Origin of the sequence: Candidatus Avelusimicrobium caledoniensis (assembly GCF_902756455.1) — a bacterium.
GTDB lineage: Bacteria > Elusimicrobiota > Elusimicrobia > Elusimicrobiales > Elusimicrobiaceae > Avelusimicrobium > Avelusimicrobium caledoniense.
Genome location: NZ_CACVRB010000028.1, coordinates 1 through 22495 on the forward strand (window position 1 = coordinate 1; position 22495 = coordinate 22495).

General features: G+C 45.7%; 21 protein-coding genes and 1 tRNA gene. 12 read left to right on the top strand and 10 right to left on the bottom strand.

Features of this window, described 5'->3' with window-relative positions:
- Nucleotides 1–99: 99 nt before the first annotated feature.
- The 3 genes from ACQY2W_RS06455 to ACQY2W_RS06465 all read right to left on the bottom strand — a co-directional run bounded on the left by ACQY2W_RS06455 (nt 100) and on the right by ACQY2W_RS06465 (nt 4653).
- A complete protein-coding gene (locus ACQY2W_RS06455) occupies nt 100–555 on the bottom strand; it encodes a tRNA (cytidine(34)-2'-O)-methyltransferase (RefSeq protein ID WP_428050549.1) in 456 nt (151 codons plus the stop codon).
- 374 nt (nt 556–929) lie between these two features.
- Complete coding sequence (gene glgP, locus ACQY2W_RS06460; protein WP_428050551.1) at nt 930–3485, bottom strand: alpha-glucan family phosphorylase; 2556 nt, start codon at nt 3483–3485, stop codon at nt 930–932.
- Between the two features lie 109 nt (nt 3486–3594).
- On the bottom strand, nt 3595–4653 hold the full coding sequence (locus ACQY2W_RS06465; protein ID WP_428050553.1) for a DUF1646 family protein: 1059 nt from the start codon (nt 4651–4653) through the stop codon (nt 3595–3597).
- Between the two features lie 448 nt (nt 4654–5101).
- On the opposite strand from ACQY2W_RS06465, the gene ACQY2W_RS06470 reads away from it, so the two are divergent.
- Complete coding sequence (locus ACQY2W_RS06470) at nt 5102–5665, top strand: AAA family ATPase (protein WP_428050555.1); 564 nt, start codon at nt 5102–5104, stop codon at nt 5663–5665.
- Nucleotides 5662–5826, top strand: a complete 165-nt coding sequence (locus ACQY2W_RS06475) for a hypothetical protein (RefSeq protein WP_428050557.1) — start codon at nt 5662–5664, stop codon at nt 5824–5826. The genes ACQY2W_RS06470 and ACQY2W_RS06475 overlap by 4 nt, the downstream gene beginning before the upstream one ends.
- A gap of 357 nt (nt 5827–6183) precedes the next feature.
- Here ACQY2W_RS06475 and ACQY2W_RS06480 read toward each other — a convergent pair whose 3' ends face one another.
- On the bottom strand, nt 6184–6957 hold the full coding sequence (locus ACQY2W_RS06480) for a hypothetical protein (RefSeq protein WP_428050559.1): 774 nt from the start codon (nt 6955–6957) through the stop codon (nt 6184–6186).
- Between the two features lie 205 nt (nt 6958–7162).
- Here ACQY2W_RS06480 and ACQY2W_RS06485 point away from each other — a divergent pair, with 205 nt between their 5' ends.
- The 7 genes from ACQY2W_RS06485 to ACQY2W_RS06515 all read left to right on the top strand — a co-directional run bounded on the left by ACQY2W_RS06485 (nt 7163) and on the right by ACQY2W_RS06515 (nt 14511).
- The gene (locus tag ACQY2W_RS06485; RefSeq protein ID WP_428050561.1) at nt 7163–8497 is read left to right on the top strand and encodes a hypothetical protein; all 1335 of its coding nucleotides are present in this window, start codon (nt 7163–7165) and stop codon (nt 8495–8497) included.
- A gap of 84 nt (nt 8498–8581) precedes the next feature.
- Nucleotides 8582–9838 (top strand): surface lipoprotein assembly modifier, encoded by a 1257-nt coding sequence (locus ACQY2W_RS06490; protein ID WP_428050563.1) that lies wholly within the window; start codon nt 8582–8584, stop codon nt 9836–9838.
- 203 nt (nt 9839–10041) lie between these two features.
- A complete protein-coding gene (locus ACQY2W_RS06495) occupies nt 10042–10278 on the top strand; it encodes a helix-turn-helix domain-containing protein (protein WP_428050565.1) in 237 nt (78 codons plus the stop codon).
- Between the two features lie 34 nt (nt 10279–10312).
- Nucleotides 10313–11152, top strand: coding sequence for a hypothetical protein (locus ACQY2W_RS06500; protein ID WP_428050566.1), 840 nt, complete (start codon nt 10313–10315; stop codon nt 11150–11152).
- Nucleotides 11153–11320: 168 nt separating this feature from the next.
- Nucleotides 11321–11518 (top strand): hypothetical protein, encoded by a 198-nt coding sequence (locus ACQY2W_RS06505; RefSeq protein ID WP_428050567.1) that lies wholly within the window; start codon nt 11321–11323, stop codon nt 11516–11518.
- Nucleotides 11511–12806, top strand: coding sequence for a helix-turn-helix domain-containing protein (locus tag ACQY2W_RS06510; protein WP_428050568.1), 1296 nt, complete (start codon nt 11511–11513; stop codon nt 12804–12806). Before ACQY2W_RS06505 ends, ACQY2W_RS06510 begins: the two co-directional genes overlap by 8 nt.
- 85 nt (nt 12807–12891) lie before the next feature.
- The gene (locus tag ACQY2W_RS06515; RefSeq protein ID WP_428050570.1) at nt 12892–14511 is read left to right on the top strand and encodes a recombinase family protein; all 1620 of its coding nucleotides are present in this window, start codon (nt 12892–12894) and stop codon (nt 14509–14511) included.
- Here ACQY2W_RS06515 and ACQY2W_RS06520 read toward each other — a convergent pair.
- Both ACQY2W_RS06520 and ACQY2W_RS06525 read right to left on the bottom strand, forming a co-directional pair.
- Nucleotides 14485–14558: transfer RNA gene (locus tag ACQY2W_RS06520), tRNA-Glu, on the bottom strand. The genes ACQY2W_RS06515 and ACQY2W_RS06520 overlap by 27 nt on opposite strands.
- Nucleotides 14559–14594: 36 nt before the next feature.
- On the bottom strand, nt 14595–16022 hold the full coding sequence (locus ACQY2W_RS06525; protein ID WP_428050572.1) for a hypothetical protein: 1428 nt from the start codon (nt 16020–16022) through the stop codon (nt 14595–14597).
- A 232-nt stretch (nt 16023–16254) separates the two neighbouring features.
- Here ACQY2W_RS06525 and ACQY2W_RS06530 point away from each other — a divergent pair, with 232 nt between their 5' ends.
- Nucleotides 16255–16761 carry a type IV pilin protein gene (locus tag ACQY2W_RS06530; protein WP_428050574.1) on the top strand — a complete coding sequence of 169 codons (507 nt, stop codon included), beginning with the start codon at nt 16255–16257 and terminating at the stop codon, nt 16759–16761.
- Between the two features lie 47 nt (nt 16762–16808).
- Here ACQY2W_RS06530 and ACQY2W_RS06535 read toward each other — a convergent pair whose 3' ends face one another.
- The 4 genes from ACQY2W_RS06535 to dapA are packed head-to-tail and all read right to left on the bottom strand — an operon-like array spanning nt 16809 to nt 20680.
- Nucleotides 16809–18224, bottom strand: coding sequence for a UDP-N-acetylmuramate--L-alanine ligase (locus tag ACQY2W_RS06535; protein ID WP_428050576.1), 1416 nt, complete (start codon nt 18222–18224; stop codon nt 16809–16811).
- On the bottom strand, nt 18221–18910 hold the full coding sequence (locus ACQY2W_RS06540; RefSeq protein WP_428050578.1) for a 4-hydroxy-tetrahydrodipicolinate reductase: 690 nt from the start codon (nt 18908–18910) through the stop codon (nt 18221–18223). The genes ACQY2W_RS06535 and ACQY2W_RS06540 overlap by 4 nt, the downstream gene beginning before the upstream one ends.
- Nucleotides 18907–19785, bottom strand: coding sequence for an aspartate-semialdehyde dehydrogenase (locus tag ACQY2W_RS06545; protein ID WP_428050580.1), 879 nt, complete (start codon nt 19783–19785; stop codon nt 18907–18909). Before ACQY2W_RS06545 ends, ACQY2W_RS06540 begins: the two co-directional genes overlap by 4 nt.
- A 7-nt stretch (nt 19786–19792) precedes the next feature.
- Nucleotides 19793–20680: a 4-hydroxy-tetrahydrodipicolinate synthase gene (dapA, locus tag ACQY2W_RS06550; RefSeq protein ID WP_428050582.1), complete on the bottom strand. Its 888-nt coding sequence runs from the start codon at nt 20678–20680 to the stop codon at nt 19793–19795.
- 86 nt (nt 20681–20766) lie between these two features.
- On the opposite strand from dapA, the gene sppA reads away from it, so the two are divergent.
- Nucleotides 20767–21891 (top strand): signal peptide peptidase SppA, encoded by a 1125-nt coding sequence (sppA, locus tag ACQY2W_RS06555; RefSeq protein ID WP_428050584.1) that lies wholly within the window; start codon nt 20767–20769, stop codon nt 21889–21891.
- Between the two features lie 9 nt (nt 21892–21900).
- Entirely contained in the window at nt 21901–22464 is a 564-nt protein-coding gene (locus tag ACQY2W_RS06560) for a hypothetical protein (protein ID WP_428050586.1), read from the top strand.
- The last annotated feature ends 31 nt before the right edge of the window (nt 22465–22495 follow it).

Below are 22495 nucleotides of genomic sequence, written 5' to 3' on the forward strand. Positions count from 1 at the left end.
AAGGAAAAATTTTCAGCCCGGAAAAAATAACAAAGGTATTGCGCACAAAAAAACAGGATATAATCCTGTTTTTTGTTATATTAGATTTTTTTTAGATATTTATTTTTGATTCTGCCGCAGGGCCTCAAACAGCACAATGGCCGCCGAGGAAGATAAATTAAGCGAGCGCACGGGGCCCGTCATAGGAATTGTAAACAAGCGGTGGGCGTAGCGTGTATAAAAATCTTTGGGTAGTCCACACGATTCCGCGCCAAAGATCAAATAACTATCCGGCGGGAATTTGGCATCCCAATACGATTTTTTACCTTTGGTGGACAAGAAAAACATTTTTTCTTCTGAGGGATTTTCGGCGGCTAAAAAATCTTCCCACGTGTTATGGCGTTTGTAATCTAAATTGGGCCAATAGTCTAACCCCGAGCGGCGTATTTCTTTAGACGCGATAATAAACCCGAGCTTGCCAACGAGGTGTAATCTTGTCCCGGTAGCCACGCACGAGCGGCCGATGTTGCCGGTATTAAAAGGGATTTCGGGGTTGACCAAAACAATGTTTAACATAATTAATAAATGTTGTTATCTTGCGCTTTATGCACAATGCACAAAATTAGTTCATTTTGTGCATTGTTGCTTTTTAGGATAAACAATTTTCCAAATTTGGACTATTTTGCGGTCTCGCGGCCTTGACGTAACTACCATTACGTCCGGCGGCCGCCTATATCCCGCAAACTAGACTCAAATTTGAAAAATCATATAATCTTTCGCTCTTACCAGTCTTTTGGGCGGCGGGACCATTTTTCCGTCCCGGGTAAGTTTTCAGTTTTGAGATAGATAGCCGCCGCAAGTTGTCCCGTAGCGTACAAAAGAAAGTACGTGAGGGACAAGTCGGCGGCTAGATGCTCAAAAATGGAAACCGTTACTTTGCATCCATTACATCATTCTTCCCAACGGATAAAGAGCGGCGTTAGCACATTGGGAATATCGTTATTAGCCGGCAGTACGCGTAACGCATAATCTTGCCGCCCGCTGTTAAACGGAGCAATGGTTACTTCGTAATTATACGCGTTGTCGGCTTGGCCTACGCATTTCATGGCAACGGCGTTTTCTTTAATCATGTCTCCGCGCGTGCCGCGTTGACCCAAGTAAAGTTCCACTTGCACGTCTTCCGGCGACAGGCCGCCCAAATTAACGCGCGCTGTAAATTTTACTTGTTCGCCCATGGAAATAGCCGATTCCGGTGTGGGCGTGGTATCTGTGATATTGACGCGGTACCAGTTGTCGGCAATTTTTTGACGCCAGGCGGCTACGGCTTGGGCTTTGCCGTCTTGGCTTAAAATCTGACCATAATTATTGGCCGGCACGTAAAAGCGTTCGTAATACTCTTTTACCATACGGTTTGTGTTAAAGAACGGGGCGATGTGTTTGATAGATTCTTTCATCAGGTTGATCCACGTTTTGGATAAACCGTTTTTGTCTTTAGCGTAATAGGCCGGCGCAATTTCCTGCTCAATTAAGCTATACAGGGCCTCGGCCTCTACGGCGTCGCGTTCGGCGTCCGATTTATAGTTTTCGGCTCCGCCGATAGACCACCCAAACTCACACGGGCCGACTTCGTCCCACCAACCGTCTAATACGGATAAGGCGAGCGCACCGTTAAGGGCGGCTTTCATGCCACTCGTGCCGCTGGCTTCCATCGGGCGGATCGGGTTATTTAGCCACACGTCCACCCCTTGCACCATATAGCGGGCGGTGTTCATGTTGTAATCTTCCACAAATACAATCTTACCTTTAAAGCGCGGATCGTTTTGTGTAAGCCCGACGATAAGTTTAATAAACTCTTTGCCAGCCGTATCGGCCGGGTGGGCTTTACCGGCAAAGACAAATTGTACCGGGCGGGCCGGATTGTTGATAATTTTGTCTAAGCGGTTTAAATCTTTAAACAGTAGCGTGGCGCGTTTGTACGTAGCAAAGCGGCGGGCAAAACCGATGGTAAGTACATCGGGCCAAAGGACCTTGCTGGCTTTTTTGACGGTCATTACGTCAAAACCTTGCCGTTTGAGTTGGCGTTTTAAACGGGTTTGCACCAGCGTAATAAGTTTATTCTTGCGTTCGTTGTGTACTCTCCACAATTCTTCGTTGGGGATAGTATCCAACTGTTTCCACGGTTTTTCATCGGACGGGTCAATTTCGCCCAGTTGGTTATTATCCCATAAATACTTGCGGAACAGTTCGTTGAGTTCGTGCGAGATCCACGACGAGCTGTGAATGCCGTTTGTGATGCTGGTAACAGGCACTTCGCTAATGGGCAGTTCCGGCCACAGATTATGCCACATTTCGCGGCTGACCACCCCGTGTAGTTTAGCTACCCCGTTGCAATAGGCCGATAACCGCAACGCTACGACCGTCATACAATACGTAGCAGAAGTTGGTTTTTCTTTGCCTAAGGCCAAAAATTCATCCCATGAGATATGCATTTGATCGGCGTAGTATTGCATATATTTGCGGACCAGTATGGGGTCAAAATGTTCGTTCCCGGCGATGACGGGCGTGTGGGTGGTAAATACGGACGAGCCCCACACAATTTCGCGCGCTTGGGCAAAAGAAAGTTTTTTCTCTTGCATAATATCAATGATGCGTTGGAATAATAAGAACGCGCTGTGCCCTTCGTTAATGTGATAGACCGTCGGTTTAATACCCATGGCGGTTAACGCTTTTACACCGCCGATTCCTAAAACGACTTCTTGGCGGATGCGGTTTTCACGGTCGCCGCCGTAGAGTTTCTCGGTAATGGCGCGTTGGGCGGGGGTGTTTTCTTGTAAATTGGTATCTAATAAATAAAGCGAAGTGCGGCCGACCGGTACGCGCCAAATGCACGCTTTGACGTTTTCGCCGCCTAAGGGAATGTCTACCACGATTTCGTTACCGTTTTTATCCAAGACACGTTCAACGGGCATGTGGGCCCAATCATTATCGGGATATTCTTCGTTTTGCCAACCTTCGCGGTTGAGCACTTGTTGGACGTAGCCCTGTTTATAAAATAACCCTACGCCGATAATAGGCATACCTAAGTCGCTGGCCGATTTGATGTGGTCGCCGGCTAACATTCCTAAACCGCCGGAGTAAATCGGCAATCCTTCGCCGATACCGTACTCCATAGAGAAATAGGCCGTTAAGAGTTGTCCGTTTTCGTGTTTGTGGTCTTGATACCATGTGTGCGGGTTGTTTTTATAGTTGTAGTAAGAGGTTTTAACTTCATTAACTTGGCGGACAAAATTTTCGTCTTTGGATAATTCTTCAAAGCGTTTTTGCGGCACGCTACCTAAAAACCATTTCGGGTTGCGTTTAGAGGCGGTCCATAAGTTGTCATCTACTTGCACAAAGAGTAAAATAGCTTGCCAGTTCCATGTAAACCACATATCATTGGCGAGTTCTTCTAAAAATTTAATGTTTTCCGGCAAGCGCGGTTGGACGTTGAAAGAATGAATTTTCATGCGTTCTCCTTGAAGTTATTAAAGTTCTATTTCATTATATAAAATTCGTACGCGTAGCGGGCAATAAAAAACCGCCCGGAAAGGGCGGTTTTGAAAATGTGTTTTGGGGTTACAAAACGGCTGTTAAAATCACGAAGTAAGCAACCATCAGCGCAAGCCCGAGCCCAAAGGCGGCTTTGACCCATTCTTTACTTTTGATACCCAGTTTAGACGCACAAATGATATTGGGGATGTTCCCCGGGATAAGCATTCCGCCCGACACTACTAAACTCATCAACAGAAACGTCAAGGTGCGATCATCAATAGCGGGGGTTACTTCAATTGCGGCTAGCGTAGCATTATCCAGCACCGCAGAAAGCATATTGATCCAGTATAACCACGACGCGCTTAAATGGGTAATTGTTTTGAGAGCGAGCGGTTTTAAGCCGTCTCCTAAAAACACCAATGCTACTACAAAAACATATACCTTCCCCGCGCGAAAAGCGATGCCTTTAAGGGTGCTGTCGCTACCGATATGGGCTGCTTTTGCGCCGGGGGCGTGGGCAATGGTGCCTTCGCGTATGGAGCTAGCCATACCGGCCATAAAGATTACACCGCCTAACACGAACCAACCTAAATGTTCAATGAGGTAAAAAAACCCTGCGTTGTGAGGTTCTCCGGACAGCTTGGAAATTACTACCGTGCCGAGCGGTTCGCCAATAGCCGTGAGTACCGCCCCCATACCGATAGCGTAACACGCAAAGGTAATCAGTTTAATGCGGCCGTTACGCTCCAGCGGCAACATGACAGCCACCTCCGCTAAAATAAGGGCGGCAATAATAGCGGTAATAATACTGGACGTGAGCCCCAAGATAAACACGATAAAAAAAAGTGTCCAACGTAGCCCGATCGCTTTGACCGATTTTTGGGTAAGTTTTTGCAAGTGGGGGTTAAATTTGCGAAATAAAAGTCCCGCGATGAGTACAGCCAGTGTGATTTTGATAGGATCTAAAAGAGCCGTGAGGACGAGATGTCCGCTCCATACGTGCGAAACGGTAACGGCAAACGCGCCGCAACAAAATAAAAATACTTCCAAATTTTCTTCTACTTTGTGTACCGTTAGCGGCAGGATGAGCACCACTACAATCAGCAGCGACAAGAGCACGGTTTGCAAAACGGATAACTCCATAAATTCCCCCATAAAAATACGTCAATCGGTTTTCAGCAAGCGAACGGATTTGCTGCAGTCAGTACGACAAGATCTCGCTACGTGGCTGGCTATTTTAGAAGATTTGGATGCTCAGTACAAAGAACACCCTAACTCCTATTATCCGTTTACTGATTCGTCATGCCTGTAACCTTTGACGATATATCTTATTATAGCAAATTAAGGTCAGGACCGTGCCGAGGGCATACCGGACACACTGGCAGCATACCTATAACTGAGTCCGGCCCACAAAGGCCCGTATGGACTCAGTAAATTAGAGCTGCCAGTGTAATAGCCCGCTAGGATCCGCCAAAGTGTTTACAAAAATGTACATTAGACACCTAAAAACCCCAAAAACCAGATGGCTTATGCGTGAGGACACCTGTTTCAAAACTCTCAAAAGGCAGGGGAATTTAGGTATAATATGAATATGAAGACACTCTTTATCTTAGCCGGAGCTAACGGAAGTGGCAAAAGTACCATTGCCAAAGAACTGTTGCCGGAAGAAAACATTGTCTATGTCAACGCTGACGATATTGCCAAGGAACTTTGTCCGGAAGACATGCAATCCGTGCGTATCCAAGCCGGTAAAGAGCTCCATGCCCGGATTGATAAGCTGTTTAGTGAAGGTAAATCCTTTGCGTTGGAAAGTACCTTGTCCGGTGTCGGGCATATTAAAACGATTGAAACCGCCCATAAGCTGGGTTATAACGTAGTGATCCTTTACACTTTTGTGGATGATCCGCAGTCCTGTATCGTGCGTATTCAAACCCGTGTCAAGAACGGAGGGCACCCAGTACCGGAAGAAGACGTTATACGGCGTTTTAACCGCAGCAAACAGCATTTCTGGAACACTTATAAAGAGTTAGCTGATCACTGGGTACTGTATTATAACGGCGGGGATGACATTGTATCTGTGGCAGAACAGGATAAAGGAAACCCCGTTGTAATCTTTGCTGAAAACCTTTATACTATCTTTAAGAGGGATCTATGACTGAATTGACAGCTAAACTAACCCGTATTGCAAGCCGTGCCGTACGTAAAGCACAAGCAGAGAACCGTAAGAACGGGATACCCAACGTATATGTCATCAATGGCAAACACGTATGGCAGATGCCGGATGGATCCTTCACGGACAAGAACCCACTACAATAATAACTACATGCCTAATTTATCGTACCTAACCCCATGCGTACTGTGTGGGGTTTACTATTGCTTACAGTACATCATAATCAGTAGCAGTATAGATAACCCCCTTGTGGCAGCACAGGGCTAAGCGAGCGTTAGTGAGTGCAGACCGGGCCGCCAAGCATGCGTTAGCATGCGCGGGCGGCGGGCTGCCACAATAAAGATTATACGCTGGAATGATTTTCCGTTATCATCAAGGACGTTTTTAACTTAACGGTGGACAAACTTAACAAAGGAACCAACACGGACCGTGAAAACAAAGAGGATTTGTTTCTAGCAAGTGGTTTATGGCTTGGGCTCAAGTTTTATGTCAAAATAAACTCATTAGAATGTTAATCCCATCCGTAAGCCGATTTCTTTAGTGGTGTTGTGCGGTTCCATATAATTGCCGCGTACTTCAGAATCGCGGATGTTCCAATAGCGGTAAAAGGGTTCCACAAACACGCCTGTTTTCTTTCCTGCTAAATTTGCCTGTATCTTGGCACTCAAGCGCAGACCATATCCTTCGCGTTGATCATGGCGGAGGGTACCATTTTCCATGTGGCTATTTTGCCAACCAAATAACAGGTAGTCAAACTCACCCTTGAGGACTAATGCCCAAATTTCACTCTTAAAACGCAATTCACCTGTAAAGGGCATGTACACATAGTTGGATTCTCGCAAGTAACCGTAAGGGTCTTTGTTCATGTGGTCCTTTAGATAGCGGTAGGCCAAACCGGTGGAAAGCCACACTTGAACGGTTTTTGATAAATCCAACGCATTGCCCAAATGCAATCGCCCTTCATAGTAATAATCGCCAATGTCATCAAATTGATGAGGGATTGGCGTAGTGGGTGGATTGGTTGTCAGCCAACCGTCATAATCAGTAGTGCCACCCATCCAACGTCCATCCAAAGCAAAGAAGAAAGCAGACGATTGTAGGCGGTTTTCATAGCGGATGCTGCCCCCTTGCATACGACCTTTTAGACGGATAGGGGTATTCCCATCCGGTTCCCGGTACGTGTAACTAGAAGTTTCATACGCCACTTCAAGCGATTGTTGTGCAAACAAAGGCAAGGTTGTAAAAACAACTAAAAGAAGTAATAATTTTTTTATCATGAGGTATATTCGATGAGGGGAAGATTTTATTCTGTAAAATTCTATCACCCGGTTATTCTAACATTTTCATCTTTGGTTTTCAAATAGGATAATCTTTGCTGTGCTAATTTTACCGTTACTCGTGGTTTATTTCGCTTGACAATATACTTATATGTATACTAACATAAACAAAGTAGGATCCATTTTTGAATAAGAGGAGAAAACTATGAAGAAATTGGCCATATTGGCATCTGGCTTGGCCTTAACTGCTTGTGGTGGCGGCGGTGGCGGGAGCCATTCTGGCAGTTCCGCCAGTGTATATGTTCCACCGCGCCCGGCAGTTACGTCAGCCATTGCAACCAGCAACGCACAAATAACAAATATGCCGTCAGAAGTTGTGGTGGCTTCTAACAGCAGTGACCCTGTATCCGTAGTTGGTTCCGTAAGTACGGAAATCGGCGGTGTTACTTATACATCATACAGATTAGATGATGTTAAGTTGCTTACGGCTGAAAACTTGGATACGGTCGGTCATTCTTATGTGAATTTGGAATTGAATGAGACTACCGGTGAAATTGATGCCGTAAAAATGGTGGTCGGTGGCGTAGAAAGCGGGCGTAACGCAAGAGATACCGTAGACACTACAACATTTCAAGGGCCCATATTTGAATATGTGTCGGATGGGGACGACAAAGCGTTGTTCCGCGTAGTAGACAACGGGCAAGATATGGCCACTTTAATTGCCTTGGAAAGTCCGAACGATTTAACCGGCGGACATTGGAACCGTGTAGACGAAAGAATGGTGTTCGGTACGCACGGCAAAGATATCGGCTTACAATATGCCGATTTCGGGTACTTCAATCCCATCTACAGAACAAAAAATTTCAATTTGACCTCAGATGCAGAGATTGATGCCGCACGTGCGGGAACGTTAGACCGTGGTTCTTCGCTGGATAAAAAGCATACGGACGAAGAATTTGCCGAGTTACTGACCACGCAAGATTACCAGTTATTTGCAGGCGGTTATGCTATTTCCGGCACCACGATGGTGGATACGTTGAACCCGGGAGCCAGCACTTCCTATACGGGTAAAGCGTTGGGGCGTGTTTATGTATCTATACAAAGTGATGGCGTAGACAGAACTCCGTATTTAGCCGCTTGGGATGTGCCGGGCGGACAAGACGGTCATGATATGGCAAAGGCGTATACGACCTCGTCTGCCACGATGGTTATCGGTGCCGACGGTACGCAAACGTTAAGTATGCCGTTTAACACGGCGAGCGATACGGCAGATACGTTCTACGATGTAACGATTACCAAAGCACCCGAAGCGGACCCTACGTTTACGTTTACGGGAACCCCCAGCGAACTGCAATATCGGCGCAACGATACCGAGAGCAATATAGAGTCTGATTTTACACCGGGATACTATGGCGTAAATACTCCGGTGGAAGCAGCCGGTACGGCGCGTTATTATGCCGAACAAGCTATCGGCACAGGTTCCGACGATGTTACACGCGAATGGGAATTCCAAGCCGCTTATGGTATGAAGAAAGACTAAAAAGTGAAACGTATAGTTCTCATCTTGTTGACACTCACTTGGCCCATAGTAATATGGGCCAAGTCTGGTATAACGCAGATTACTTTGTCCGAATTAGAGGCCGTGCAAGTGGCCGGCAATCTAGTGGCCACCGGTAAATATGACAATGCCTTGAAAATTTTAACACAACTTCCGCAAACAGGGCAAACACCTATTGAAATTGAGAGGTGGTATCTGATTGCCCAAATTGAACAACGCAAGGGTAACCTTAACGAAGCTATCAAAATATACCGCAAACTGTTAGACGAAAAACCCGACCTGTCCAAAATCCGCTACGAGCTTGCTTTATGCTATATGCACAAAAAACAATGGTACCGTGCCGACTATCACTTGCGCTTGGCCATGGCCGGGAAAGACATACCGGACGGAATCAGGCAACAGATGTTGTATTACCGCTACGTAGCACGTAAGAACAAAAATTGGAATATTTGGTTTAATTTTGGGGCCGCGCCGGATAACAACATCAATCAAGTAACAGGCGGCGAAGAATGCATTACTAATCAGTGGGGGACTTTTTGCAGACAGCTGCCGGACCCTGTATCAGCGGTTGGATACAACTTAGCATTAGGAGGTAATTACGAATTCAAATTAACGGATAATTGGCGGTGGAAAAGCGACGGTACTATATACACTAACATTTATGATAAACACGGCTATGACGATTTTTACTTATCAGCCAGTACCGGCCCTCGGTATATTTGGAAAAATGGCGATGTATGGCTAGCCACAACGGCATCCCGGCGTTGGTATGGGTGGGATCCGTACAATTGGTCCTATGGCGGAAAATTAGATGTAAACTATGATTTTACACGCAAACTGTCAGCTGGGGTATCTTTTAGAATCCTAAAAAATACGTACGATGAATATGGGGATTGGCTCGACGGTCAAACCTATTCAAGTCAAGTGCGGGTCTTGTATTATTTGAATTCAACAAAATACATTGTGTGGCGTGGGGGTGTTGACCGAGACACAGCTACAGATGCTATTTATGCCAATTGGCGTTACTTAACAGGGATCGGGTTCGGTTCGGAATTGCCTTGGGGGTTTCATATCTACTTGGAACCATCTTTTATTTGGTCAAATTACGATGGTGAAAAATGGATTGTAAAAAATGAAACATTTACACAACTTGCCGAGAAAGATTTCACACAACGTTATTCCGCTTCCCTATCAAACAACAAAATAGATCTTTGGGGATTTGTGCCTACGCTTACATTTAGCTACACAAAACGGGATTCCAACGTGCCCAACCGTAAATACGAAAGGTATACAACTGAATTTACCATGCATCAACGATTTTAGGTTTTCCCATTAGTTTTGCCAACAAACACGTAGCTTATTGGTTCTGTGATATGCCCTTGTCAATCCTTGAAGCTCTCAAAAACGAGTAATAAAGCCGAACTCCAAACTAGCGGAAAAGACTCATTGTTTTTGCAGCATATAATGGCTGGGGCCTCTCTGTAATTTGCTGTGCAGAGTACGTGCAAATATAGTACACTAAAAGCATGAAAAGCACAAATACCCATACAAAACCATCTAAGGCGCAGAAAAAGCCCGTACAAGGGCAATCTGGGGCCTTTATGACCGTTTATGAAATAGCTGATCTGCTGCGTGTGGAGCCGTTGACCATTTACCGTTACATTCGCAGCAAGAAACTAACCGCTTATAAGCTGGGGAAAGATTACCGTGTCCAACAAAAAGACTTCGAACGATTCCTTAAAAACTGCAAAACCGTCAAATAGCACTTCTGCAAAGTATAAGGGAGTATGGCCCATCTTGCCAAGTTGGGCTTTGGTTGCTCTGCTGGGATGTATCCGGCATGGCAAGGTATGTATTTATACCATTGACCATAAAAATGGATTGAACCAACCGCCGGAACAAGGCACATTGATTGCTGAGACAGATTTTTTCTTGCAACCTGAAGCAAGAGCCGGGAGCGAGGAAGCCAAAAAGCAATTAGCACAGGAAACCCTTGAGGCGTATTTATACAATTACGAGCAGGACCAGCTTCCTTTGTTGGGAGACTTTAAGACGTTTGAAAAGAGCATGGCCTGCACGATAGACTTTTTAACCAAATTGGAAACTAAAAAGGGCAGACGATTTATGATATATCAGCATTCAGAGGACTATCCTGCCAAGGATGTGCGTTTGTTTACTGACTTAGTGTACTTGGAGCACAAGGGATACATTGAATTGCCGGACCTGTTAAACATCACAGCTATTGATCAAGAAGTAGATGAATTGGAAGTAAAACTTTTGATCCCTGCAGCCGATATTGCTTCTTCTCTTGTCCCGGCAGAACCGGAAGCTGAGTACAAAGGATTGAAACTTTTTTCAGATCAAGGGCAGTTGGTGTACGAAACAAAATCGGTCACGGTCAGACCTACTACGAAATCAATGCAGTTGCTAACCCGCATGATGAAACAAAAAGGAGCTTGGCCTCTTAAAGACGTTATTCATGCTTTGGAAATTAAGACAAATGTCAAAGACAAAGAAGGTCGTAATGCCGTAGATAACATTCTGTTTACAGTAAATAAACACTTAGATGCGGTGCGTTTTCCGTACAATCTAGGTATTACTAATAGCAAAGTAGTTTGGAAAGATAAGGATAAATAGCAGTTCTAAGACATTTTTCTGACGGGATTCTCTTTATTGAGGATCCCGTTTTCTATGCCCAAATCCGGAATAACATACCCTTATTCTAAGAAACTTCTAAGATGTTTCCGACGGGAATGTTTTTTCTACCGCTCTGTTCTAAGAATCCATTATCCGCAGCATGTGGGCATGAAACAAAATACAAACCATGCCCAAGAGTGGCAAAACAAGCCTTCCTTCCGTGAAGTGCTTGAAGAAGTTTACGGGCATCCTGTTTCTGATCAGGAAGCAGCGGATGCCTTATTTACACTGACAGAGTTCTTCAAACTGTTGGATGTAATGGACAGAGAGCAAAACTCCTTAAAGCAGGAGGCGGACCATGTTTGATCTGGGCACCTTCTCTTTTAAGGACTTTGACGATCAGGATATTTATGCACCGGATATGTTTGAAAGTCTGATACAGGACTTTGGCATACATTACCACGTATATAACAAAAAACCGCCGAAAGATGGACTGTATTATCCGCAGGTTATCTTCAAACGGTACATGGGGAAATATCCCCAACGTGAAACCACCAAACTGATTGTAAAGTGCAACATCCCTAAATTGCTGCATGGATCCAATATCATGGAGGTAACCGATAACGATCTAAGCAAGGTTTGTACTGTGCTGTCACAACGTTTGGATGTGATGGGGATTACTGTTAGCCCGACAGATATTCAATGTGCCACACTGGATGGTTTTGAATACGGGAAGAACATCCTAACCGGACGTATCCCCGTGCCGTTTATCCTCAGTGAAATATACAGAGCAGATCCCATACATTCCAAGATGGACATTCAACGAGTGGCATATCAGAATGGTGGGGAGAAACTGGTCTTTTATTCCTCCGGATATGAAATCGTATTTTACGACAAAACGTACGAACTGCAAAATGAAATTAAACACAAACGATGTAAGCTTCCGGAACACCTACAAAAGGAGGTTAAAGCTGGAAGATTAAACGTGTTGCGTATGGAAATGAGGTTTCATAACCGCAAAGGATGGATTGCTGTGCTTAAAAAGTACAATCCAAGTATTCGGTTCAGTGATTTTAACGATCTATTTTCGCAACAGATGTCTAAGCAGGTTCTCCGGGATTACTGGCATGCAATTAGTGATCCGGCTCGTAAAGCACCGATCAATGTGTTTGATCCGGCGTTTGAACTGTGGCGGATTGCTAAAGGAAGCAAAAAGACGTTAAAACCACAAGCACTGTTGGCTATGTTAGGAACTAATTACTTAAAGCGTGGTGCTGGTCACCATGAGGCCGTACGAAGCTTAAAACGGCTTGGCTTTAGTAATCCAGCTTTATTCTTACGGCAAAATACTGGTGCTGTTTCCCGGATAAACTGGCGGTTTGATGTGTGGCGGTTTATTGATTATTCGTTGAATCGTTTTGTCTGCCTGACTCCAAACAAGTGGATGCACCTCAAGAAACGTACCTCAGCCGTGTGGTTCAAACGGTACGAGGCGTTTCTAACTGTCAAGGAAGTAGCTCAGCAGTTAAACGTCAGTACTAAGGTCATACGCAACGAAATACACCGGAAACGACTTCAGGCGTATGACATAGGGCATCGCCTACGGATCAGTCGTACTGGTTTAGCAGCGTACTTGAACCGCTGTATTAAATAGTATTATAGAAACCAAAATAAATGTGCTAATAAAGCACACTATTGACTAATAAAGATAATAAAAGTATCATTAAAGGAGATTTAACATGACTGTAAAAAGAATTAAACGAAGTAATAACTTACCCAAAGGAGGTAAACCAATGCATAACGCGTTATTAAACCGTATCTTAAACCCGGTATATGTTCCACCTAAGCATGCCATCATCTTGGCGAGGGTATCATCAGCAGAGCAACGCGAGGGGAAATCCCTCGCAGCTCAAGAAGCCAGTGCCAGAGAATACTGTAAACGCAAACAAATGATAGTGGAGGAAACGTTTTCACTTACCGAATCCTCCACCAGAGGCGATCGTACAGAGTTTCATAAGATGATGGAATACGTTAAGAACAGTCCGCACCCGTTAGCGATTGTAGCTGATACCTTAGACCGCTTCCAACGCAGTTTTAAGGAGAGCTTGGAGTTTGAACCCTTGCTGCAGTCCGGGAAGTTTGAATTGCATTTTATTTCTAATAGCTTGATCATTAACCAGTATTCCCGCAGCTCAGAGCGGATGATGTATGACTTTGGGGTTATGGGTGCTAAGTCGTATGTGGATCAATTGCGTGAAAACACGTTACGTGGCTTCTCGCAGAAAGTCAAAGATAAGGAATACCCGTTCAGAGCTCCGGTAGGATATAGAAACGTGAAGATCAACGGGAAGAAAACCATTGAAGTAGATCCAAAGACAAGCCCGCTCATTAAGAAGCTGTTTGTGCAATATGCTTCCGGTAATTATTCCATGCATGCTGCTGCCGTGGACTTTCACAATTCTGGAGTCCTTAGCTGCCACAAAACACCTTTCACAGTGGGTAGTGTTTGCCGGATACTTAGTAACCCGTTTTATTACGGTCAGATGCGTATTTGTGGGCAGTTGTTTCCGCATTCCTATCCGCCTATTATTACGCCGGAACTATTTAAGCAGTGTGAGCGGGTACGTAAACGGTTAAACAAAGATCACTTTGAATACTCAGCTAAACCGTTGGTATTTCGTGGCATAGTCCGGTGTAAACACTGTGGGGCTATTCTCTCTGGGTATGATAAGAAAAGAACGATCAAAGGCACCGGGGAAACCCACGTCTATCATTATATGCGTTGTAGTGGCAAAGCAAACCAACGTGGTTGTAAAACCGATCAAGTCAACCAAAATGTAATAGAAAAACAGATGATAGCTGCATTAAAGCAACTAGCTGTAGAACCTAAACTGTTGGATGAAGTCCTTGGGCAGTTAAATGGAGCATCAGTAGATGAACAAGCTGCTTTAGAAGCTACCCGTCAAAACCTGCAACGTCAGTTAGGTAAATTGGATAAGAAACGTTCCGTGCTTATATCCCGTGAAGCAGATGGCGATTTAACCAGCGAATATGTCAGTGCAGAACTAGCTAAGGTCAAACAAGAGGAGCTTGATCTTAACGGACAACTAGCTACCTTACAATCAGACACGAAGCAGACCAATTGGACTGTGGAACGTCTGCTCAAGCTGGCAGCTAAGGTAGATAAATTATTCGTCAGTTCGCATGCTGCCCAAAAGAACGCACTTTTGAATTGTATTTGTGCGAACTGCGTTTGGGATGGAAAAAACCTTGATATTATAATGAAAAACCCCTTCCGGCTGATGCTGGAAGGGTTCAATGATATTAAAAAACGTCCCGTACGAGATTCGAACTCGTGATCTCCGCCTTGAGAGGGCGGCGTCCTGGACCACTAGACGAACGGGACTTATACATTTATTTTAGCAAATTTTGCTTATGACAGTTAGCGGTGTTTCATTTGCCGGGCAACCCGCTGTTGGGCCTGTTGGCGTTGCGGTTGCTCCAAAATGGGGCGGTAGAAGTTTTTGTAAAAACTTTGCGTGTAGAGGACCTGCCCGTCCAATTCTTGTTGTAACATAAGGAATGTCTTGCGCTGCGGGCCAGACAGCCCCGGTGTCTTCATCATTCCGATGCGCAAGTCGTTACCCAAGACAGAAAAGCTTACTTTTTCTTCCCGGTAGCTGTCTTTCCCCATTACAACACCGTGTTTCCAAATCAGTGTGTAGGCATTATGTTCCAAATCGCGCGTAAGGGTAAAAGTTTGGCTGGGCCAAACAGACGAAATAAAGAGTTGCCGCTCTACTTGGGCCGGCTTGTTATCTTTAAAATAAACAGTTGTTTTTTTATGTCCTTGCAAATTGGACTCTTTAAGCGGTTCATACGCATAAATTTCCCAATCGTCAACATAAATTAAAGGAAAAGACCACTGGGGTTTGCTTTCCTTTGTTCCCCGGTTGCACCAAATATGCAAGTAACGGCGGTCGTCGCTTACTTTAAAATTGCGAAAAGAGAATTGGTCCCTTAACGGGCATAGCCCGTCTATGCCGTAGCGGGAGTAAACGGAGGTGATCCGGGAGGAAGCTTTATCGTGGTTGATATTTATTTCTGAATTTGTGATTTTAAATAATGCAAACAAATTGCCCTCTTTTAATTCAGCGCGCCAGCGGTTTTCGCGTGTTAACGGCTGTGCGTTTTGATAGACTTCCTGAGAATGCGGGCATAAGCTCGGTAATCGTATTTGTCGTCCTTGTTGGCTTAAACGCAATGCAATCAAATTGGCAAATCCGTCTGCATCGTCGCAGGTAAAAACGCTACGGGCGGACATGATGCTTTCGCGGTGGCCGTTGTTGGAATATTGCTGGCTGGAGTTATGGTGTTCCTTGTCGTACTGGTCGCCCAGTCCGTAGAAATGCCCGATTTCGTGTAACGTGGTACTCGCAAAAGCATCCCGGTACGGTGCGATAACGGCAATATGCCGGTTGCGGTGTTCATAAAACCCCAACGCGTCCGGTTTTTTGTTCTCGTCCGGCTCAATATACAGGTACACATCGTGGGGAGTTTTTTTATCTGCTTTTTGGACGTGAAGATTTTTAGTTAAATACGGCAAAATTTCTTCAAATTCTTTCTCCCGCTTTTGTTGTTTAATCAGGCGTAGCGTTTGCCGGGGCCATTGATAGAAATTGGCCTTAAAAATCTGTTCCTCTTGCGGGGTAATATCTTCCGATACGGCATAGCGGATGGGTTGCCCGGCCAGTAGCTTATCTACCCCGTAGGTATGATTATCCACGGCATCATCCAACACGCCCCACGGGGCCTCGGCCTGGGCAGAGCAAAAACACAGGATAAGTAATAAAGAACTCACGTATTTCATAGCCAACCTCTCGCTAATAGTATAGTTGTTACGGGGGTAAATTCAAGGGCCAAAGGTACTAGCGAAGAAATAGGTCTTTTTTGAATATTGTTTGTTGAGTAGGCAAACTAAAGCAACTATGCAAAAAGAGTGTGGCTACAAGTACGTGAAAGTTGACTCCCAAAATGCCTGCCCCCGGCAAGGGGGTTTTCTGTATATATTTTTCTCTCGCTCGTCATCCCGCAGAGTTTCTATGCGGGATATAGCGAGAGAAAAAATAAAACTTGACATCGTTTTTTTTTTTGCGGCGGTGGCGTTGCCGCAATATCAAAAAGCGGTATGGAAAAGTAAAAATACGCAACTTAAAACATTGCTTGCCAATGTTGGAAAAGCCAGCGATGCTTATTATTTGGCGAACGGAGCATATCCCACCCGCTTTGATGAACTGAGTATTGATTTGCCGCTAATGTCGATAAGTGGTGATGATGGTACGGGTGGTTGTTATATGAATTTAGCGTCCGATAATGCCGTGTTAAAGGGAAAAGATTTTTATATAACCATATCCAACGATATGTTTTTCGGATTTTGGACCGAAGGGCATTACAAATGTACAGGTTTTGTTTATAATAAACAAGCCGGAACAATGTATTGTGCAGAACGTCAAGATGCTGCGGCAGTAGATCAATTTTGCACTAAATTGGAACAAGGTGTCTTTTTAGCAAAACCCAGTTCATGGAAATACTATAAACTTCCGCAATAAAAAATCCCCGCTGTAACAGGCGGGGATTTTTTATGTGTTTCAAACACTTATTTACTAAATGCCATACAACAGTTGCCCAGCATGCAGTTTTTGCACGCGGCAGACGGTTGGCGTTCTTTTAGTGCGGCGAGCAACTTGCGGGCAAAGTCCGTTAAGGTCGGGTCGCGCGCGCCGAGCACCAGCATAATATCGCCCGGTTGGGCGGCGGCGGCCATTTCGGCCAAAAGATGTTCGCGGCAGCCGTCGTAACTGACGTTTACGCCGCGTGCTTTTAAGCCCTCATAAACGGTCCGGCACGTAACGCCTTGCGGGATTGTGCCGCCCGGGTAATATACTTCGGTCAGCCACAAGTGGTCGTTCGGGCCGATAGAGCGCGCAAAACTTTCCACAAATTCATTTGATAATAATTTGATAGAGGTAAACGCATGCGGCTGATAAAAAGCAAGCACCCGTTTTCCGCGCAAGTGCGCGGCGGCAATCGTGGCGGCGAGCTTGTGCGGGTTGTGGGCAAAATCGTCCACCACTTCAATTTTATCGTAACTGCCGATACTCGCAAACCGCCGGGCAATACCTTGAAATTTGTGCAACGCCTTGGCGCACGTTTCCAAATCTACGCCCAGTTGCAAGGCGGCGGCTACCGCGGCGGTGGCGTTGGCTACGTTGTGTAAGCCGGGCACTTGCAAACGGAACGGCACACCCTGAATCGTAAAGTCCGAGCCGAAACCGTCCACTTTAATTTCCGTCGGGTGCACATCGCCGTACGACATGCCAAAGGTTTTGGCCCCTTGCGAAATAGCTTGCAAGTTGGGCTCTTCCGCATTAACAATTGCCGTTTTACAATGCGAAATAAATTCTTTGAAATATCCTTGCAACACTTCTATTTCTTTATGGTCTTTTTGCAAGTTGAGGCACACGCCTAAATACGGTTGGTATTTAACGATAGAGCCGTCGCTCTCGTCGGCCTCAATCACAAGCAGGTCAGATTTTCCTTTATATACGTTTCCGAAAACGCCCTGTTCTTTTTGCAAAGACAAAATCGCCGCGCCCGTAATGACCGACGGCTCTAAGCCCGCAAACGCCAGAATATCATACACCATAGCGGTGGTGGTGCTTTTACCGCTCGTGCCGGAAACGGCAATTGTGCGGTGGGCGGCGACGTGTTTGGCTAGCAACTCCGAGCGGTGCATGGTGGGAATTTTTAACGCACGCGCTTTTTGCAGTTCCGGGTTGTCTTCTTCAATAGCGGAAGACAAGATGACGAGTTCCGTTTTCTCGTCAATGCCGCTACCGTCTTGCGGGAACAATTTAACGCCTAACTTTTGCAAATAGTCCCACAAGGCCATGTCCGTATATCCTTTGCTAATCAGCCGGTCTGAACCGGTTACTTCGTCGTTACCCATGGCGTGCAGTTGCGCTAGAGCACTCATGCCTACGCCGCCAATTCCGATAAAATGAATTTTCATTTTTTATTTTCCTTTAATTTGAATTTTGCATAGTCCGACATGGTATAAAAACCCGCCCGGCACGTTACCAACCAAGTAGCAATTTCCAACGCTGATTTAGCAAACAAATCGCGGTTGGTTGCTTGGTGTGTGAGGGTGATTTCATCCCACGGGGACGAAAATTTGACTTCGTGTGTACCTACTGTTTCACCGATACGTTCATACGTTACTTTTTCTGCGGGAAAGTTAACGGCACTGGCTAAATTTTTGGCCGTTCCGCTGGGAGCGTCTTTTTTATGCACGTGATGAATTTCGTGCAGGTGCGTTTCGTATCCGTTATACATCTTGGCCGCTTGTTTGGCCAGCTCTGTAAAAAAATACACACTTAAACTGACGTTAGGCGCAAAAAATACCGGTATTTTTTCTTCCTGTTGCATTTGAAATAAAAACGTAGCCGGTAAATTAGTAGTGCCCGTCAAAAACGCTTTGTGGTGTTTCTTGGCAAGTAAAAACGCTTCTTGCGCGCCTTGCGGTGTGGAAAAATCTATCACAATATCAAAATCGGTTTTTATTTCTTGTCCGGCTTCGCGCGTAGCGGCGACGGTTAACCCCAGTTGCGGTTGCTCGCTAATTAAACGCACAAGCGCACGGCCCATTTTGCCGTTCGCGCCGTTGATAAGTACTTTTTTGGGCTCGGTATTTTTCATACAAAACGCTCCAATAATAATTCTACAATTTGCCGGCCGTTCATGGCGGCCCCTTTGAGTAAATTATCAAACGTGATGAAATAGTGAATGATATTTTCTTCCTCTACATCTTGGCGCAAGCGGCAGATAAACGTGGTTTCTTTGCCGCTGACTTCTTTGGGTGTGATAACGGCCTCTGAGTATTGTAAATTCGCAAAATTGTTCCACGCCGTTTTGATTTGGGTAAGATCCGCTTTTTTGTTTAGTTTAACGCTTACGCCTAAGGAGTGGCTGTTTTCCACGCCTACGCGCACCGTGTGGCAATACACTTTTAAGCGTGGCAGTTCCAAAATTTTACGGCTTTCATAAAGTCCTTTTAATTCTTCGCTTGTGTGTCCGTTGGGGAGTAGCGAGCCGATCATGGGTACGCAGTTTTTTTCGTAATACGAGCCGGGGGTGTGGAAGTCGTCTAGTAACTTTTTGCCGCCGCCGCTGATCGCTTGGTACGAGCAGAAAAATACTTCTTCAAACTGATAAAACGGTTTTAACGGCGCTAAGCTCATGACAAGCCCGGTCGTCGTGCAGTTGGGGCTCGCAATAAGCGGGGTGTCTTTGGTAATAGCGTGGGGGTTAATTTCCGGAATGACCAGCGGCACGCCGTCACTCATGCGAAATTCGGACGACATATCCACGATAAATTTTACCCGGTTTTTTAACGCGGGGGCGAGCTCGCGGCTGACGGGATTGTCTGTACATAATACCGCAATATCTAACGCGGGGATTTCGTCGTTGCGTCCAAAAGTTTTAATTTCAAAAGGGAGTTTTACTTTTTGCAGTTCGGCTAACATTTTCTGGCCGACCATGCCGTTAATACCAATAATACCTACCGTTTTCATCGTTTCCTCACTGTGCAAGCCACGACGGGTCTGCTGTTTTAAGTAAATTATCTATGTGCGTTTTGTGCGCGTCGGAAATGTCGCCCAAAGGCAACCGTACCGCCGGAGTACCAACACCCCGTTTGGCAAGCATATATTTAATGCAGGTGGGGTTTGTTTCGGCGTAACACGCTTTGATAAACGGATAAACTTGCGCAAATAATTCAAAAGATTCTTTTGTTTTTCCCGTCTGAAATAGCTGATAAATTTGCACGAACGCCGGTGCAAATACGTTAGCCGCCGCGCTGATAATGCCCGCGGCGTTACTGGCTAAATAGTGTGGGAACAAATCGTCGTTACCGCACAAATAATCTAATTTCCCGGCGTAGCTGACGGCAGTTTGCATGACGTGTGCGGCATCGTAATCGGATTCTTTTACGCCGATAATTTGCGGTACGGCGGTTAGTAAATCGGCCAGTACATTATCCGGTAGTTTTAGTCCGGTGCGCCCGGGGATGTGATATAACACAACCGGAAGTCCTACCTCGGCCACTGCCTTATAATGTGCAATCAGCCCGGCAGGGTTGGGCTTATTATAATAAGGGGTAACGACCAACACCGCATCGGGTTTATAAGGGAGTACGGCGCGGGTGTTTTCCACGGCTGAGGGAGTATTGTTTGTCCCGGTGCCGATAATGATTTTGCATTTGCCTGCCAAACGAGGCACGCAAAAATCTAAAATTTGTTTTTTCTCATCGGCAGACAAAGTAGGCGTTTCGGCCGTGGTGCCTAACAAAACAATACCGTCCACGTGGCTGTTAAGCTGGGCCGTAAGCAAGCGTTCTAAAGCGTTAAAATCAATTTGTCCGTCTTGGGTAAAGGGAGTAGCTAAAGCTGTAAAAATTCCGTTTAACATAAAATCTCCTGCTTATAATAGGAACTGCCCATATTTTAGCAATTTAATTGCTATAATAAGGTAACATTTTTAATAAAGAGGATATTATGGCTGAAAACGAAAACGAAACTGACACAAGTACTTTTTCCGCGTTTGATAAAACGTCTACCGGCTTCCCCACCGAACAATGGGAAAAGAAATTAAAGGAAAATGAAAAAACCGCTATTATGACACAGCCGCCCGAGCCGCATCACTCGTTTGTGCCGCGCAGCATGTGGGCGTCGCTACTGCTTATTACGTTTTTAGTGTCGGCTTGCTGTGGTGTCTTTTTGGTAATGCGTCCCGTTGCTCAATGCAAGAAAACGCAAGATTCTGTGGCAGAAAAAGCGTTGTTATCTATGTCTAAATCAAAATCATCCGGCCCGGGTATTGCGTGGATCAAAGTGCGCGGCGTGATTGCACAGGATAACAGCACGGGTGCGTTTTCGCGTCCGTCGGGTGCGGCGGCGATAGCCAAGCGTATCCGTCAAGCTACGCAAGACAAAGATGTAAAAGCCATTGTGCTGGATATCAACTCTCCCGGCGGAACGGTGGCTTCCGTGCAAAACATTTACAGCGAACTTTTAAAAGCCAAAGAGCAAGGCAAAAAAGTAGTGGCACTGATGCGTGATGTGGCGGCGTCCGGCGGGTTTTATATAGCCATGGCGGCCGATAAAATTGTGGCGGAGCCGGGCACGATTACGGGATCTGTGGGCGTGATTATGCAGACGAGTAACGTGGAAGGGCTGTTTGACAAAATCGGCGTTAAAGTAACCCCGATTACGTCGGGTAAATACAAAGATATGGGCTCTGCTTTCCGCCCCATGACCGATGCCGAAAAAGCCATTTTGCAAGATATGGTTAATGATACCTACACCCAATTTTTTGCCGCTGTTAAAGCGGGCCGCCCGGATGTAAAAGCGGAAGATTTAACCGAATATACCGACGGACGTGTGTTTACCGGGCAACGTGCTTTTAATTTAGGGTTTGTAGATAAACTCGGCGGTGAAGAAGAAGCGCGGCTTCTTGCCGGAGAACTGGCCGGTTTAGAAGACCCGAAAATTATTACTACGCGTGGCGACGACGTGCGGGAATTTATTTTCTCGCTCGGATCTACCATGGAAAACCAGACGTTGGCTAAGCAATTGCAGACATTAGCCACGCCCAGTGTGTCGTATTTGTGGGTGAATTAAGGGGAACGTATGCACTTGTTTCAATCGTATTTTCACTATATGCGCGAGCCGGAACAAGCGTTGTGGGTGTTGCTGGAAGAACGCTCGCTGAGCCAAGCGTGTGCGGGTTATTTAGCTGCCGCGCTGGCGTGGGTGCTGTTTTTTAACATGGGCGACGGACTGACCGTGCCGGTGTTTCTGTTTAAACTTGCGCTCGTGTTTGTGGCTGAAATTATTGCCGGCTGTTTTTTGGCGGCGTTTTGCGGGCTGTTTTTAGATTTATTTAAAGTGGAAACGTCGCCCGTTAAACTGTTTGTGCTGATCGGATCGGCCGGGTTTATCAAAGGACTACTTATTGCCTTTGCGCTGATTTCTATGGCGTTGCCCGAAGCGCGGTTGGGGTGTTTGGCTCCGTTGGGGTTGCTGTTGGTGTTGGGTTTGCAACTGGGGTATTTAACCCGTAGCGTGCGCCGGATGTATAACGTGTCTTACCGCAAGGCGGTAAGTGTGTGGATACTGGCATTTGTGCCCGTTATCGCGGCGGCATTTTTGCTAGGTGTATTTGCCGTGTGGGGGCTTGTGCTGTTAGCGTAGAAATTATTTTTTCGCAACGGAAACGGCGCAT